The organism is Gordonia sp. McavH-238-E (assembly GCF_022348225.1).
In the GTDB taxonomy this organism is placed as follows: domain Bacteria; phylum Actinomycetota; class Actinomycetes; order Mycobacteriales; family Mycobacteriaceae; genus Gordonia; species Gordonia terrae.
Genome location: NZ_JAKRFE010000001.1, coordinates 490,409 through 505,099 on the forward strand (window position 1 = coordinate 490,409; position 14,691 = coordinate 505,099).

Genomic DNA, 14,691 nt, shown 5'->3' on the forward strand with positions numbered 1-14,691 from the left:
TCCTTGCGACGCCTACTTCTGGGTGTCGAGGAAGTCGCCGGCGGAGCTGAGTGCGCCACCGGCCAACAGCATCCCCTCGGCGGTCAGCATGCCGAGTCCGACGGTGTTCAGATCCTGCAGCACATACTGATTGAGCCACTTCTTGCTCATCTTCAGGGCGAACGTGTCGTAGGACTTGAGTTTCGCCACCAGGGCGTCCACCTCGGCGTCGACTCCGCCGGTACCGACTTGTTGATCAGGCCGATCTCGACGGCCTCGTCGGCAGTTGCCACCCGGTCGGTGAGCAGGAACTCACGTGCCCGAGTCAGTCCGATTCGTGCCGGCCACAGCAGCGCGCCACCGTCGCCGGGCGGGACCGCGAAGCCGGAGAGGTGCGGATCGCTGAACGTCGCATCGTCGGCGGCATAGACGAAATCGCAGGCCAAGGCGAGGGATGCACCCAGGCTGTGCGCGCCCGGCGCCCAGACCTTCGCCACCATCGGCTTCTCACAGGAGATCGAGTCACGAATGATCGCCTCACCCTCCTTGTACATGGTGAGCATCGCGTCTCGGGCTCCCGCCGCGACGATGTAGTCGGGGTCGTACTTGTCCGGGCTGAAGAAGGTGTGGTCTTTGCCGTCACCACCACGACCTGGGCATCGGACTCGTGCGCTGCGCGAAACACCCGGGACAGCCCGTTGTGTGTCGCCGCATCGAGTCGTCCTATCTCGATCGTGAAAACACCGTCTTCGATCCGAACGTCGATATCGCCGAACTCTGACCTGGGCGGAACCTCTTTCTCTCGGCGGTGAGTTGTTCAGATCACATGTAACGGACGACGATGCGCTCGGCGCTACCCCCGAAGTGGGGTGGACCACCCGGCGCGCCGGGCTCGGGGTCTCAAATTGTCTCATTTGTTTCGGGACGAGCTTTCTTATTTTGCGACAGCACGACCGACCAATGGCTGGTTGCAAGCGACGAGCAGTCTCGAATCTCGGCGTGTCGCGAAATCATGTCGAAACACTTTTGAGATACGCTGCCACGGTGACAGCAGATCCAACACAACCGTCGGGAATGGCCCTCGGTTACGCCCGCGAAACGGTCGGCACCCATCCACTCGCGCCGCAGATCGATGCCTTGACCGAGGCGGGTGTCGATCCCGCACGCATCTACACCGACGCAACAGACCGGTCCATCCCCGCCGGCCACCGCCCAGGCATCACCGCGCTCCTCGACTACGCGCGTGCGGGAGACGTCACCGTGGTGGTCGGTATCGATCGCCTCGGCCGCACCGTGCCCGAGATCATGGAGATCGCGAACCAGATGACCGGACGCCGCATCGGACTGCGCTCGTTACGCGAGGGCATCGACACCGCCGACCCGGCCGGAGCGATGATCATCGGGGTCTTGGCGTCGCTGGCCGAACTCGAGGACACGCGCACACCGACTGACCGCTCGACACCGAGAACGCTGCGCGGATCGACCTCGACCATCGGTCGACCACGAGCGCTCGACGCCGAGCAGGTGGCCCGAGCCGAGCAGATGCGCGCACGAGGTGTCGCCGTACCGAAGATCGCGCAGGAACTCGGTGTCAGTCGGGCGACCCTGTACCGCACGCTGGCCGAAAGGCGTTCGGTCCGTTGAAAACTCCCGACCCCGATCTTCCCGAGCTCGACATCGTCACCGAGCACGGCGTCGTCACGCGACTGCCGACGTCGTTCCCGATCTTCGACGCCGAACTCGACGAACATCTCGACCCGGATCTGTTCCAGCAGGGTTTCCTCGACGCCGCCGCCGATCTCGACGCCCTGCCGGCGCCGTGGGCTCGACAACTCGCGTCGTCGACGCTCGCCTGTCCACCCCACCCCGATGACGAGGAACCCAGTTACACCCGCGGTTATCGCGCCGCACTGTACGGACACCTGCGGCACGCGGGAAAATGAGGGCGGCAAAGGATTCGGCGGGAGCACCGCCCGGAAGGTCGGACTTGCCGCAATCGAACTGCCGCCCGGACAACGCATCTCGCCACGGTGACGTCCCGGTCGATGATGAATCGTGATCAGCTGGTGACGTCAACGCCTTCGAGATCTCGCAGTCGGTGCGACCATGGACCGAGTCGGGGTGTGGGTTCGTCGACGCGAGCCCGGGCGCAGGACCCACGGGGCGGCGCCGCATCTCGGGGCGGTTCAAGCCGGCGGGCCGCACATTCGGACACTTCTAGGTGGTCGCGCCGTGAACCAGACGACGAACATCGACGGGCGAGCGCTGGGTGAGAACGACCTCGGTGCACGCGGACTCGAAGCATTGCGAACGGAATTGGACGGGATCGACGATCGACTGCTCGACACCGTTCGTGCCCGGATCGAGGTGTGCACCCGCATCGCGCGACTCAAACGCCGGCATGCCATCGCGGTGATGCAGCCGGGTCGTGTCGGGGTCGTGCACGAACACGCCCACCGGTTCGCCGTCGAACACGACCTCTCCCCCGACTTCCTGCACGCCCTCTACGACCTGTTGATCGCCGAGACATGCCGCGTCGAGGACCTGATCGTGGCAACCGATCCGCGGCGGGCGATCAGCGATCCGGTGCCCGACGCAGAGCCGGATCGTCACCCTGTCCGGCGCGCGGCCGCCGGGTCGAGCACGGACTGAGGTGGCCGCGGTGCGCACCCTGCTGATCGACAACTACGACTCGTTCACCTACAACCTGTTCGCACTGCTGACCGACGTCAACGGCCGGGAGCCGGTTGTCGTCGCCAACGACGTGCCGTGGGCGTCGGTGGATCTGACGGCTTTCGACAATGTGGTGGTCTCCCCCGGCCCGGGCCGACCGGACTATGTCCGCGACTTCGGGATCAGCGCGCGGGCTCTGACCGACAGTGGGCTACCCGCGCTCGGGGTGTGTCTGGGGCACCAAGGTCTGTGCCACGTGTTCGGCAGTCCGGTGGTGGCGGCCCCGGAGCCGCGGCACGGGCGGGTCAGCGCCGTGCACCACGACGGCCGGGGCCTCTTCGCGGGGCTGCCGTCCCCGTTCCACGCGGTGCGATACCACTCACTGGCCGTGATGGACGTCCCCGACGACTTGGAGGAGCAGGCCTGGTCCGACGACGGCGTCCTGATGGCGGTGCGCCACCGGGATCTGCCGTTGTGGGGGGTGCAGTTCCATCCGGAGTCGATCTGCAGCGAATACGGCCGGGAACTGCTGGCGAACTTCGCCGCGGCAACCCCGGTGCGGGCGCACCGGCGGGGACGGGCAGCATCGAGGACGTCGCCGGCGACGACAAGCGTCTCGGCAGAACGCATGCCGGGACACCGCTACCGCGTGCGGTCGGTGCGGGTCGACCGGGCGGTGGACGCGCAAGCGGTGTACGAGAGGTTGTTCGCCGACGGTCCGAACAGTTACTGGCTCGACGGTTCGGCGTCCGACGACGAGGACGGCAGGTTCTCGGTCATGGGCGACTGCTCGGGCCCGCTCGCCGAGTACGTGACCTACCGCGTGCCGGAAATGACCGTACGAGTCGAACATTCGGATGGCTCCGGCGAGGTGGTCCGCAGCACATTCTTCGACTATCTCGGCGCGCGACTGCGGGAGCGCTCGGTGGCACCGCGGTCGGACCTGCCGGGCGGGTTCGGTCTCGGCTACGTCGGCTATCTCGGCTACGAGCTCAAGGCGGACACCGGTGGACAGTTGGCGCACGCATCCGAGCAGGCCGACGCGGCACTGGTCTTCGCCGACCGCGCGGTCGTGATCGACCACGGGCGCGACTGCGCGTACGTTCTCGCACTGGAACCGGTCGACCGCTCGGAAACCGGCACGTCAGGCCCCGATACCGCGGCATGGTTGCATGCGACGGCGTCGACCATCCGGGAGTCACCGGTGCCACTGGCCGACCCGGCGTCGACCCCGCCGCTGGTCCCGGTGGCGCAGGAGGCGCCGATCGTGTTCCGGCACGACCATCAGACGTATCTGGGACTCGTCGAGGACTGTCTGGCGGAGATCCGGTCCGGGGAGTCCTACGAGGTGTGCCTGACCAACTCGGCGACGGTGCATCGCAGGCTCGACCCCGTGTCCGGGTATTCGTGTCTGCGCGAGATCAGCCCGATGCCCTACAGCGCGCTGCTGCAGTTCTCGGGGTTGTCGGTGCTCAGCGCGTCCCCCGAACGGTTCCTGAAGGTGGCCGCGGACCGCACGGTGGAATCGAAACCGATCAAGGGCACCCGGCCCCGGTCGGCGGATCCCGTGGAGGACGAGCACTTGCGGTGCGATCTGCGAACGAGCGAGAAGGACCGGTCGGAGAACCTGATGATCGTCGACCTCGTCCGCAACGACCTGTCGCGGGTCTGCGAGCCGGGCTCGGTGCATGTGCCGTCCCTGTTCGACATCGAGACCTTCGCGCCGGTCCATCAGATGGTGTCGACAGTGCGCGGGACGTTGCGCGAGGGGTTGTCGGCGGTCGACTGCGTGCGGGCGGCGTTCCCCGGCGGTTCGATGACCGGCGCGCCGAAGATCCGCACGATGGAGATCATCGACAAACTCGAGGCGGGTCCGCGTGGTGTCTACTCGGGCGCCATCGGCTACTTCTCGCTGACGGGTACCGCCGACCTGTCGATCGTGATCCGCACGATGGTCGCGACCGAGTCGGAGGTGACGTTCGGGGTCGGCGGGGCCATCGTCGCGCTGTCGGATCCGGACGAGGAATACGAGGAGACGATGGTCAAGGCCCTGACCATGCGTCGCTGCCTGTCCGTCGCCGCCGAGAGCAGTCCGTGACCGCGTCGACCGCCCCCGGTGTGCGGTCGGTGGTCGTGGCCGGCGGAGCGGGGGCGGTGGGGACCATGTTGGCCGATCGGTGGCGCGGTGACGGCGACACGGTCCACGTCCTGGACGCCACCACAGGCGATGACATCCGCTCCCCGGGTCCGGAGGCGACCGCGCGGATGCGCGACGCCGATGTCCTGGTTCTCGCGGTACCGGAGGACGTGGCGCTCGCCGCGGTGGGAACGGTGCGGTCCGTGCTGCGCCCGACGGCATTGCTGGTGGAGACGCTGTCGGTGAAGACGCGGTTCTCGGCGGCGCTGGCCGACGTCGAGCGCGGCGGGCCGACAGTCGGGGTGAATCCGATGTTCGCGCCGTCCCTCGGTCTGCCCGGGCGGGTGGTCGCGGTCGTCGTCCATCACCACGGACCCGGCGCGGACCGTCTGCTAGACGACCTGGCCCGGTGGGGTGCCCGGACGGAGGTCACCACCGCGGAGCGTCACGACCGGCTGTGCGCGTCGATCCAGGCGCTCACCCATGCGACGATCCTGTCGTTCGGAACAGCGCTCGCCGACCTGGGAGTCGACGCCGACGACACCGCGCTGCTGGCCACTCCCCCGTTCACGGCCATGTCGGCGATGCTGGCCCGGATCACCGGCGGGACGCCGGAGGTGTACCGGGACATCCAGGAATCGAATCCGTGTGCGCCGGCGGCTCGAGAGGCCTTGTTGCGGGCCGTCTCCCGGGTGTCGGCCGCCTGCGCCGACGGCACCGGCACAGGCACTCACGGCGACGCCGGCGAGTTCGCGGCACTGCTGGCCCGGGCCGGCGCCCCCCTGGGCACCCGCGCGAACGGATATGCCGCGCTGTGTGCCCGGTTGTTCGACGGACTGGTGCCGTGACCGGCGGGCTGCCCGACCACGACGCCTCCGACCCGGTGGAGTCGGCGGTGATCCGCGGGCTCGTCCGCAGCTGGCCGCGGCGAGCGACGGTGCGGCGCACCGAGGCCGAACTCGACGGCCCGACGATGGACGATCTCTACGACGACACCCGATCCGACTTCCCCGAGACGATGCTCCCGTTCGCGGGGCATCCGAGCTGGGATCGTCTCGACGACGACGTCCGGTCGAGAGTTCTGGCCTGGAGTTGGATCGCGTACAACAAGACCGTCATCGACATCGAACAAGATGTGGTGACACCCGGTTTCGGACTGCTGTTCCGAGACGCGTTCGGCACCGGATTCTCGGATGCTGGTCGAGCGGCCGTGGTGCAGTCGATGGTCGACGAGGAGTACCACACGCTGATGCACCTGAACGCGTCTGCACTGACCCGGCGACGGCGCGGCTGGGCGCTGCCGGACGCCGCACTGCCGGAGTCGACGACGGTGCGGCGGCATCGGGAAGCGCTCGCGCGGGCGGAGTCGACACGAGACGCCGCGCTGACGACTCTCGCGTTCGCCACGGTCGCCGAGACGTCCATCGGGGACTATCTGACCCTGATCGCCGACGACCGGTCGATGCAGCCGGTCCATCAGGCGACCGTCGCCCTGCACCGCCGTGACGAGCGCGCACACGGCTCGGTCGCCGGCGAGATGATCGCCCTGGTCCACGACCGGCTGGACCCCGACGACCGGGTTGTTTTGGCGCGGGCCCTGCGTGACGGTGTCGACGCGTTCACGGCCACCGACGGGGCCGTGTGGTCGGCGATCGTCGGTATCGAGCGGATCCCGGGCGGCGACGCGATGCTCTGCGATGTCGCCGCGGACCCCGGTCGCCGGCGAATCCTGCAGGACTGCAGCGCGGTCGACCGCCTGCTCACCCGGTTCGGCGGGGACGGCTGACCGACCACCGGAACGACTGCCCACCTACGGAGGCACCGCTACCGTGGGACCCGCGAACGTCCACAACAGTGCCCGGTTGGCGACGCCGGCAGATGCGCCGGTGATGGCCGACCTCCTCGATGCGTTCAATCGCGAGTACGACGAGCCGTCGCCCGGTCCGTCGGTGCTGGCTCGTCGACTCCGCGAGCTGCTCTCGGGCACCACGACTTTCGCCATCGTCGCCGGCGACCCGGTCATCTCGGTCGGGTTGGTCACCATCCGGACCAACGTGTGGGTCGACGGCGGCATCGCACTACTCGACGAGATGTACACGACCCCCGCCGAACGGAGCCGCGGACTCGGTGGCGCGGTCCTCACCGCGGCCGTCGCCGAGGCGGCACGGCGAGGCGCCGGCGAGTTCGAGATCGAGGTCGACGAACCCGACGTCGACGCGCATCGTTTCTATGGCAGGCACGGGTTCCCGGTCCGCGACCCCGCCACCGGCGACCGTGCTTTCGTGTTGCGCAAGGAGTTGACCGGCTCGTAAGTCCGATGGAAAGCCGCCCGTGCCAGTAAGGTACGGACGTGGTTCAGCTGACAGTGGGAAACCATCGCGACAACGCGACGACCGACGTCCTCCTCGCCGCCGAGAAGTTCAACCGCCACACCTTCTGGTGCGGCCAGAGCGGTTCCGGCAAGACCTACGCGCTCGGAGTGGTGCTCGAGCAACTGCTGCTGCGCACCCGGCTCCCGCTGCTGATCCTTGATCCGAACGCGGACTTCACTCGGTTGCCGGAAACACGTGGCACCACCGACCCGGCGACGGCCGATGCGATCGCGGCCACCGACATCCGGGTACTCCACTCCACGCGGCGCGACGGACAGCAACTGCGGGCGCGGTTCCTCTCGCTGCCGCTCACCGCGAAGGCTGCGGTGCTGCAACTGGATCCGATCGCCGACGCCGACGAGTACAACGTTCTGCTGCACGCCGACGCCACCCTCACCGAGACGTCGGATCAGACCACCTACCTCGACGCGCTTCGCAGTTCGGCGGATCCAGGACACCAGCGGTTGGCCAAGCGGATCGAGAATCTGCAGGTCCTCGACTGGGCGCTGTGGGCGCGGGGCGACGTCGCGGCCACCGACATCATCGACGACCGTCCGCAGGCGACCGTGCTCGACCTCGGCGGGTTCGCCCACCCGGCAGAACCGAAGGTGGCGGCGCTCAGTGTGCTCGAACACCTGTGGGCGCATCGCGACGAGCGGCGCCCCGTCCTCATCGTCATCGACGAGGCCCACAACATCTGTCCGCCCCTCGCCACGAATGCGGTGGAGCAGACCCTGATCGATCGCGTCGTGCAGATCGCCGCCGAGGGTCGCAAATTCGGCCTCTGGCTCCTGCTGTCGACGCAACGACCGACCAAGATCCATCCCAACGTCCTGTCCCAGTGCGACAACCTGTGTCTGATGCGGATGAACGCGCCGCGAGATCTCGCCGAACTCGCCGACACCTTCGGCTTCGTGCCCGAACACCTTCTCGCGGAGTCCCCCGGATTCCGCCAGGGCGAGGCGCTCTTCGCAGGCGGTTTCATCGCGGCCCCGACCTATACCCAGATGGGCGCCCGGATCACCGAAGAGGGCGGCGTCGACGTCGCGGTGCCGCTGACCGTCTAGCGTCGACGACGATTCCCGCGTGGCAGATGGTCGACCACTGCTACTGTGTTCACCGTCCGTGCGACAGACCGAGGAGGCGATACCCATGAACGATTCGATGTGGGCGCTCCCTTACGGAGTCACGGTCGGGCGATAGGTCGTCCGGGGCGCGCCGTAGAAGCGCACTCCCGAGAGGCACGACCATGCATTTCATCTCTGAGACCCACCTCGCCGACGGCGCCGTCGAACGGAACTTCGTCCTCGGCGGCATCCCGGGCATCCTGTGGACTCCCGCGACGACCTCGTCACCCGTTCCGCTGATCCTGCTCGGACACCCCGGCGGCCTTCCACAGATGTATCCACGACTTGCAGCCCGGGCGCGTCGGGCCGTGACCGACGGCTTCGCCGCGGCGACCATCGAGACGCCCGGCGGTGGCGACCGACCGACATCGATGGACGCCGAGCACGCCCGTGCCGACCTGCGTCGGACGCTGCAGGCCGGCCATCAGGTCAGCGCCGACATCATCGACCGGCTCGTCCTGCCCCTGGTGGAGCAGTCGGTCCCGGAATGGCGGACGGCGATGGACCGGCTCCTCGAGTTGCCCGGCATCCATGGGCCGGTGGGCTATTCCGGGGGCGTCATCTCCGTCGGCGTCCGACTGGCCGTGACCGAACCCCGGATCGCGGCCGCCGTGCTGTTCGCGGGGAGCTTCATCCCGCGAACGATTCTCGACGAGGCCCAGCGCGTCACGATCCCCCTGCACGTGTTGCTGCAGTGGGACGACGAACACAACGACCGGCAGGCTGCACTGGATCTCTTCGACGCCTTCGGTTCGGCGGAGAAGAGTCTGCACGCGAACATGGGCGGACACACCGGCGTCCCGGCGTACGCGGGTGAGAACGCCGCCGGATTCTTCGTCCGGCATCTGAGGTGACACGGGCGCCGGGCGTCAGATTGTGGAGCCGATTCCGTTCCCGTCGACGCTCGGCCCCACCGGCCGTGGGTCGAGTGTGCCTGCACCCGAACCGATTTCCCAGGCCAGTGGCCCACTGGGGATCAGCGTGTCGAGCCACGTCGCCACGACATCGACGATCGTTTCCTCCAGGTCGTGGCGCGACCACCCCCGCGGTCGCGACGGCACCGCCGGTTCCCAGCCGAGTTCGCCCCATTCGACACCGAACAGTCGTCTCTCGTCATCGAACCGGCGGTCCAGTTCGAACGCGTCCGCACCCTCGAATCGCGCCCACACATCGAACGGACCCTCGGCGTCCTGGTCGACGAACACGTCGATCGTCACCCCGTCGATCACCCCGGCGACGTCGGACGCCGCGCCGCCGAGGCGTTCCAACGTTGCTGCGACAACCGCGGATCGCGCCGCAAGGATGCGTGTCAGGCTGCGTCGGTACTCGGCTGCGTCCACGCCACGAGCCTAATTGGGTCGCCCCCCTCGTTCACGGCGTGTCCTAGTCTCATCGTCATGGCGAACCTCGACGTCCTCCGTGTAGGCGGCGAACCCACTCGGATGCACATCGACTTCGCCGCACTCGATGGCTTCTCCTTCGACGACGGTGGCGGGTTCCCGCCGTCCTATCGCGACTTCATCCGCCACTCGGGATGGGCGCGCACGTTCGGTCTGTGGCTCGTGTACCCGCCGGTCCTGCCCGGTTACGCAGACGGATTCGTCGGGCGCGGAGGGCAACTCACCCGCGCCTTCCGGGCCGCGTACCGAGACGGGCAGGATGAGAATTTCGATTGGATGATCGAGCCCGACGGCAGCTGGGAACTCGTCGCGTCGCTGACAGCCTTCGGCTGGAGCGAGAACGGCGACGCACTTCTCTGGGACACCACGGCGCGCGACGCTCACGGCGAGTTCCCGGTCTGGGAATCCGTGCACATGGACACGATGCATCGACGCGGGACGAATCTGACCGAGGTTCTCGACGGTCTGCGCAGCCGCGCCGGCGCGCTCGCTGACGACGTCGTCGACATCCAACCGCTCCCGCCGACTCGGGCCTGACCGTGACGAGTGCAATCGCAGTGCAGTCGGCGAACAGAACAAAACCCTGATGAGCAATGCTCATCAGGGTTTTCTGTCGGGCTGACAGGATTTGAACCTGCGACCACTTGACCCCCAGTTATGTGTATGGCTTTATCCTGGGCTCTTACCCTTTATCATTGGTTTCCAGTTTATAGCCTCTGAACTGCCCTGATGGGAGGTTCGTCTTTCAGGGCCGTTCGGCGTCTGTCGTCAACTTCTCAAAACTGTGCGGTCTGTGTGCGGTCCAGTGCGGTCCAGACACGGCAGCAGCGGACAGATCCACAGTCACGGCGCTTGCCGGGCATAGTGTTGACGAATGGCCAACCCGATCGGGAGCTTCTGGACTGAAGTCAGTACTGCGGATTGGGTGGCGAACGTCGGGGTGCCCGTCTCGGCCACTCTCACAGCCCTCGCATTTGCTTTCTTCGCACTTCGGTCACAGTTGAATCAGGAACGCGCGCTGGCTGCGGAGGATCGCAAGCGGTCAGCGGCAACCAAGCTCGCCGAACGAATCCGTGCCGCGACCGAAGAGATGGACCTTTTCTTCACTCCTGCCGCGGTCGAGACGGACATCAATCACGAGACGATCCGTTGGGTAGGCGGTCATCACTTCATACGGTTCGAGCTTCAACGTGCGATCGCGGCAACCCGAAACGTCGTCGGGAACTCGACGGCGCTCGAACAGATTTCGGACTTTCTCCCCGCGATGAGTTCGCGCTGGACGGCCGCCGGTCTATGCGGGCAGATGTGTCTAGCCGAGGGCTACACGATCGACCGGGTGCTAGTCGCCATGCACACCGCCATAGGCACAGATAAGGTCATCCTCTCGGAAATCGCGTGGACACTCGACACTTGGAATGGCGCGGGAGAGATACCCAGCATCGCCCACCACCTGGACCAACAGAGAGTGACACCTGCCCCGAAGATCGGTGATCCGTTGCCGGATGGAAGCCCTAGCCCAGGGAAGCTCGCTAGCGACGCGTGGCACGCAGAACGCCTTGCCGAATTTCGAGGGTTCCTCGATCCGCGCTACTACGTCCCAAAGCGGACGAAGGGCCTTTAGTCACTTTCGACTGACCACCAATAGCAATTCGACTGCGCGCCAACATAATTTACGGCTCAGAGCGAATGTTCTAGTCGATCCTGGCCCCATCTTGGGCGTATTTGCCCTGGTCAGGGCGGTATGGCCGTTTTGACCCAGACCCGTACTCATGGTCGTCCGCAGTACGGGGCGACCCCCTGCGAGATCGACCCGGGGAGGGGTCCCACCCCCGGGGTCTGCGGCTACGTTCTATGCGCGGCCGTCCGGTTGGCCAGTACGCGGCGGCGGTCAGCACCCCCGTGCTGGAGGGGCCACGCCCCCTAGACACGACGAGACCCCGACCCACACAGGTGGAATCGGGGTCTCAGATCGACGCAGCGCGCCGAACTATTGGAGGTAGCGGCCGAACCCGCGGTCGCTTCCGGACCGATTCAGACGGTCGCTGAGCCGCGTCGTCGGTTGGCCATGCTCGTCGACCTCGTGTTGACCTCTCTCGTCGTGCTCCTGCTCGGCCTCGTCGGCGGTGTGCGGTCGACCTTTCATGTCCTCGTCGAGGTACCGGCCGAACCCTCGTGCATGTCCCTGTTCGTCATTCACCACGCCTCCACCGCCTCGTCCTCGTTGAGCACCTGATCGGTGTCGGGTGTGTGCTGCTCGGCCCCCTTGTGAGACCCCTGGTCCATTGGCACGACAGATGAGATACCAACCCGGACCCCCGACGGATTCAGCCGGGACCCCTCGTCCAGGCCAACCCACCAACGCAGCACCTCGTGGGACCCCTTGTCTGCCAGCCACCTCGGCGCCGTGGACCCCTCCCATTGCGACCCCTGGGTCCTACGCTCGGCGGTGCCGTGCGCGGCGGCGACCGCGGCCGTGTCGGCGAACGCACCCGACGGAATCCGCGGCGGTGGTGTGACGCTGACCTGGCCCCGCTTCACGACGAACCCCCGGTCGAGCACAGCGGCGACCCACTGCCGGACGTTCTGGACGTGCCCCCACCGCGTGCACGACTCCCGCCACAGCCGCAACGCGTCGATCACTCCCGCGTCCCCCGCGTCCACAGCCTCATCCAGCGTGACGTCCACCGACACCCCGGCCAGCCTCAGCCGCTCGTGAGCCTGAAGGGCGTCGCGAAGCGCACCGTTCGCAGCGTCCAGGACCTCGGCGTCGATCTCGTCTGCCACGTCCGCGACGGCGGCCCGGGCGAGCTCGGCGTGGCGGGCATCAACCGCGGCCAGCATCTCGTCGCGCGCGTAATCGACTGACGCAGTGATCCGCTCGTGTTCGTAGAAACGCATGGCTCGCTCGACGACGTCGGGCACCCGTTGGCGCTTGGCCGCGGCCTCCCATGCCTCGGCGATCAGAGCGCGCTGGTGTCGCTGGTGGGCGTCGCGCTGCTGCTCGGCGACCGTGGCGGCTTCCTCCCGGATGCGGGCGCGGGTGCGGCTCCCCGCGTCGGCCAGCTTGGACAACCGGATGAGATCGGTGATCGTCTGGCCAAGGTCTCCGGCGTCATCGAGGCCCGGCGCGGGCGGGTGCTGCTGGGGTGCTGGGGGTGAGGTCGGCGCTGGGCGGATGACCGACGACGCGGCGATTCGGTCACCGGCCTCCCGCGTCACCTTCTCGTTCAGTCGCTCGACGTCCCGTTGCGTGGCGCCGACGCGCGTCCGCTGGTGTGGTGCGACGGTGACTGTTGGCCTCATGGTCTGCTCGGTCATGTCTCCTCTTCTCTCCGGCCGGTCAGCCGGTGGTCCTGGTGATGGTGTGCTGGGTCCGCTCGTGCTCGGCGACTCGCGCGGCGTAGTCGGCATCGGTGTCGGACGGCCAGCGGTAGAGCGGGTGCCATGTCGTGCCCGGGGTCGGGTCTCGCATCTGGCGGTCGCAGTAGTCAGCGAAGCTCTGTCGGCGTTGCTCGATGGCGTGTTGGGCGGCGTGCGAACGGGGTCCGTTGCCGCTTGTCGATGCGGTCATTTCGGCGTTTCTCCTCTCTCAAATCCGGCCGTCACGGTGGCTTCGCCCCCCTTCCAGGGGGGCGGAAACCGTGATTGACCCTCAATCACGCACTCGCGTGATTGGCTGACCTGGGCAAACGGCGTCGTCGTGATTGAGCGTGATTGCATCGTGATTGACCTCCGCGTGATTGATGCCGTGATTGGCTGACCTGCGGTTATGCGTTTCGGCGTGATTGACGCGTGATTGACATTTCGGATCACTTGTCGGGACCGTTCTCGTCGCCGTGCGCGCGCAGAAACCATCGTGTTGGCGACCGGCCGTCGTCGCCGCTGCCCCCTCGGTCGCCGTCGCGCTTCACGAGAGCTCCACGGTTCACGGCGTCGGTGAGTCGCCTGCGCGTCTTCTCGATCTGCGGGCGCGAGGGGCGCGACGTGTCGAACAGCAGAACTGCGACGTCGGTGGCGGTCGCACCTTTGGCGCCTTGGCCCCGCACGAGCGTCACCACGTCGGTGGCCGCGGTGTCGACACTGCTGCGGCCTGTCGGGTCGTGCGTGACGAACAGCGGGCCGACGTCGTCTATGGGTTGCTTCAGGTGCAACAGCGTCACCACCTGATCACCGGCCACGCCGTGCAGCAGGATTACCGACCCGGCACCGGCAGTGATGTGCTGCGACCCGTAGACGTCGGCCAACGTCTTGGGCGGGCCGTCGCCGGACCGCTTGACCATGTGGTGTAGCTCCAGGACGTCAACCCCCGCCGTCAGCACCTTCTGCCGCGCACGGTTGTACTCAGCGCCAACGCGGTCCTCGGACAGGCCCACGGCCGCATCCTTGATCGAATCGACGATCACCCGGTCTCCCGGCTGAAGTCCGGCCCGCTCGCACAACTCGACGAACGCGTCGGAGTCGACCGCGAAGTCGACCCACGGCGGGCCCTGCTTGATCACGAGGCGTCCGGCCAGCCGCTCGCGGTCCTCGGGCTCGAAGAAGCGCCGGATGTTGCGACGGGCCTGCGCGGGGCGGTCCATCGCCAGATACAGCACGCGGCGACACTCGGTAACCGGAAACCCCAGCACCCGGTCACGCAATCCCAGAGACCCCGAAACCACCTGCGCGGCAACCGAAGTCTTGCCGACACCCGGCGGTCCGGTGATCGTGAGCGCTTCGCCCGCTGACCACAGGACTCGGGTCCCGCTGCCCCACAACGCGGGCGCGACGTCGGGCTCGTCGAACAGCCACTCGGCGCCGTCGACGAAATGGTCGTCGACCTCGCTGTCCTCGTCGTCGTCGCTGTCTTCGTAGTCGTCCTCGTCGTCGTGGCCGAACTGCTCGCGGATCGCGCGGACAGCGGCCAGCGGGCCGTCCTCGGTGACCTCCGCGTCCTCCACGTCGGCACTCTCCATGTGGTCGACTACGGGCCGATCATCGTCAGCGGAAACCCACCGGCCCCG

General features: G+C 67.3%; 17 protein-coding genes. 11 read left to right on the forward strand and 6 right to left on the reverse strand.

Going from position 1 to position 14,691, the window contains the following annotated elements:
• Positions 1 to 12: 12 nt before the first annotated feature.
• Together MHN80_RS02185 and MHN80_RS02190 are read right to left on the reverse strand one after the other, a co-directional pair.
• Positions 13 to 189, reverse strand: a complete 177-nt coding sequence (locus tag MHN80_RS02185) for a hypothetical protein (protein ID WP_239399190.1) — start codon at positions 187 to 189, stop codon at positions 13 to 15.
• Complete coding sequence (locus MHN80_RS02190; protein WP_239399193.1) at positions 153 to 542, reverse strand: enoyl-CoA hydratase/isomerase family protein; 390 nt, start codon at positions 540 to 542, stop codon at positions 153 to 155. Before MHN80_RS02190 ends, MHN80_RS02185 begins: the two co-directional genes overlap by 37 nt.
• Positions 543 to 1,053: 511 nt before the next feature.
• Here MHN80_RS02190 and MHN80_RS02195 point away from each other — a divergent pair.
• From MHN80_RS02195 to MHN80_RS02235, 9 genes are all read left to right on the forward strand, one after another.
• Positions 1,054 to 1,623, forward strand: coding sequence for a recombinase family protein (locus MHN80_RS02195; protein WP_239399288.1), 570 nt, complete (start codon positions 1,054 to 1,056; stop codon positions 1,621 to 1,623).
• A complete protein-coding gene (locus tag MHN80_RS02200) occupies positions 1,620 to 1,922 on the forward strand; it encodes a hypothetical protein (protein ID WP_239399196.1) in 303 nt (100 codons plus the stop codon). The genes MHN80_RS02195 and MHN80_RS02200 overlap by 4 nt, the downstream gene beginning before the upstream one ends.
• 289 nt (positions 1,923 to 2,211) lie before the next feature.
• Positions 2,212 to 2,631, forward strand: a complete 420-nt coding sequence (locus MHN80_RS02205; RefSeq protein WP_239399199.1) for a chorismate mutase family protein — start codon at positions 2,212 to 2,214, stop codon at positions 2,629 to 2,631.
• A 1-nt stretch (position 2,632) separates the two neighbouring features.
• Complete coding sequence (gene pabB, locus MHN80_RS02210; RefSeq protein WP_239399201.1) at positions 2,633 to 4,750, forward strand: aminodeoxychorismate synthase component I; 2,118 nt, start codon at positions 2,633 to 2,635, stop codon at positions 4,748 to 4,750.
• The gene (locus MHN80_RS02215; RefSeq protein ID WP_239399203.1) at positions 4,747 to 5,637 is read left to right on the forward strand and encodes a prephenate dehydrogenase dimerization domain-containing protein; all 891 of its coding nucleotides are present in this window, start codon (positions 4,747 to 4,749) and stop codon (positions 5,635 to 5,637) included. Before pabB ends, MHN80_RS02215 begins: the two co-directional genes overlap by 4 nt.
• Positions 5,634 to 6,575 carry a diiron oxygenase gene (locus MHN80_RS02220; protein WP_239399205.1) on the forward strand — a complete coding sequence of 314 codons (942 nt, stop codon included), beginning with the start codon at positions 5,634 to 5,636 and terminating at the stop codon, positions 6,573 to 6,575. The genes MHN80_RS02215 and MHN80_RS02220 overlap by 4 nt, the downstream gene beginning before the upstream one ends.
• A gap of 43 nt (positions 6,576 to 6,618) precedes the next feature.
• Positions 6,619 to 7,101: a GNAT family N-acetyltransferase gene (locus tag MHN80_RS02225; protein WP_239399207.1), complete on the forward strand. Its 483-nt coding sequence runs from the start codon at positions 6,619 to 6,621 to the stop codon at positions 7,099 to 7,101.
• A gap of 38 nt (positions 7,102 to 7,139) precedes the next feature.
• The gene (locus tag MHN80_RS02230) at positions 7,140 to 8,228 is read left to right on the forward strand and encodes an ATP-binding protein (protein ID WP_239399209.1); all 1,089 of its coding nucleotides are present in this window, start codon (positions 7,140 to 7,142) and stop codon (positions 8,226 to 8,228) included.
• Positions 8,229 to 8,410: 182 nt separating this feature from the next.
• Positions 8,411 to 9,142 (forward strand): alpha/beta hydrolase, encoded by a 732-nt coding sequence (locus tag MHN80_RS02235; protein WP_239399212.1) that lies wholly within the window; start codon positions 8,411 to 8,413, stop codon positions 9,140 to 9,142.
• Between the two features lie 15 nt (positions 9,143 to 9,157).
• Here the strand turns inward: MHN80_RS02235 and MHN80_RS02240 are convergent, their stop codons facing one another.
• Complete coding sequence (locus MHN80_RS02240; RefSeq protein ID WP_239399214.1) at positions 9,158 to 9,628, reverse strand: DUF6389 family protein; 471 nt, start codon at positions 9,626 to 9,628, stop codon at positions 9,158 to 9,160.
• Positions 9,629 to 9,685: 57 nt separating this feature from the next.
• On the opposite strand from MHN80_RS02240, the gene MHN80_RS02245 reads away from it, so the two are divergent.
• Positions 9,686 to 10,225 carry a hypothetical protein gene (locus tag MHN80_RS02245; RefSeq protein WP_239399216.1) on the forward strand — a complete coding sequence of 180 codons (540 nt, stop codon included), beginning with the start codon at positions 9,686 to 9,688 and terminating at the stop codon, positions 10,223 to 10,225.
• 337 nt (positions 10,226 to 10,562) lie between these two features.
• On the forward strand, positions 10,563 to 11,309 hold the full coding sequence (locus MHN80_RS02250) for a hypothetical protein (protein WP_239399218.1): 747 nt from the start codon (positions 10,563 to 10,565) through the stop codon (positions 11,307 to 11,309).
• A 572-nt stretch (positions 11,310 to 11,881) separates the two neighbouring features.
• Here the strand turns inward: MHN80_RS02250 and MHN80_RS02255 are convergent.
• The 3 genes from MHN80_RS02255 to MHN80_RS02265 all read right to left on the reverse strand — a co-directional run bounded on the left by MHN80_RS02255 (position 11,882) and on the right by MHN80_RS02265 (position 14,643).
• Positions 11,882 to 13,006 (reverse strand): hypothetical protein, encoded by a 1,125-nt coding sequence (locus tag MHN80_RS02255; protein WP_239399220.1) that lies wholly within the window; start codon positions 13,004 to 13,006, stop codon positions 11,882 to 11,884.
• Between the two features lie 22 nt (positions 13,007 to 13,028).
• Complete coding sequence (locus MHN80_RS02260; protein WP_239399222.1) at positions 13,029 to 13,259, reverse strand: hypothetical protein; 231 nt, start codon at positions 13,257 to 13,259, stop codon at positions 13,029 to 13,031.
• A gap of 238 nt (positions 13,260 to 13,497) precedes the next feature.
• Positions 13,498 to 14,643: an AAA family ATPase gene (locus MHN80_RS02265; protein WP_239399224.1), complete on the reverse strand. Its 1,146-nt coding sequence runs from the start codon at positions 14,641 to 14,643 to the stop codon at positions 13,498 to 13,500.
• Positions 14,644 to 14,691 lie beyond the last annotated feature (48 nt).

Bases quoted from the DNA above. Each gene is read 5' to 3' on its own strand.
- MHN80_RS02190 (WP_239399193.1), bottom strand. From the start codon at position 542: ATGCTCACCATGTACAAGGAGGGTGAGGCGATCATTCGTGACTCGATC.
- MHN80_RS02195 (WP_239399288.1), top strand. From the start codon at position 1,054: ATGGCCCTCGGTTACGCCCGCGAAACGGTCGGCACCCATCCACTCGCG.
- MHN80_RS02235 (WP_239399212.1), top strand. From the start codon at position 8,411: ATGCATTTCATCTCTGAGACCCACCTCGCCGACGGCGCCGTCGAACGG.
- MHN80_RS02245 (WP_239399216.1), top strand. From the start codon at position 9,686: ATGGCGAACCTCGACGTCCTCCGTGTAGGCGGCGAACCCACTCGGATG.
- MHN80_RS02250 (WP_239399218.1), top strand. From the start codon at position 10,563: ATGGCCAACCCGATCGGGAGCTTCTGGACTGAAGTCAGTACTGCGGAT.
- MHN80_RS02255 (WP_239399220.1), bottom strand. From the start codon at position 13,006: ATGACCGAGCAGACCATGAGGCCAACAGTCACCGTCGCACCACACCAG.
- MHN80_RS02260 (WP_239399222.1), bottom strand. From the start codon at position 13,259: ATGACCGCATCGACAAGCGGCAACGGACCCCGTTCGCACGCCGCCCAA.
- MHN80_RS02265 (WP_239399224.1), bottom strand. From the start codon at position 14,643: ATGGAGAGTGCCGACGTGGAGGACGCGGAGGTCACCGAGGACGGCCCG.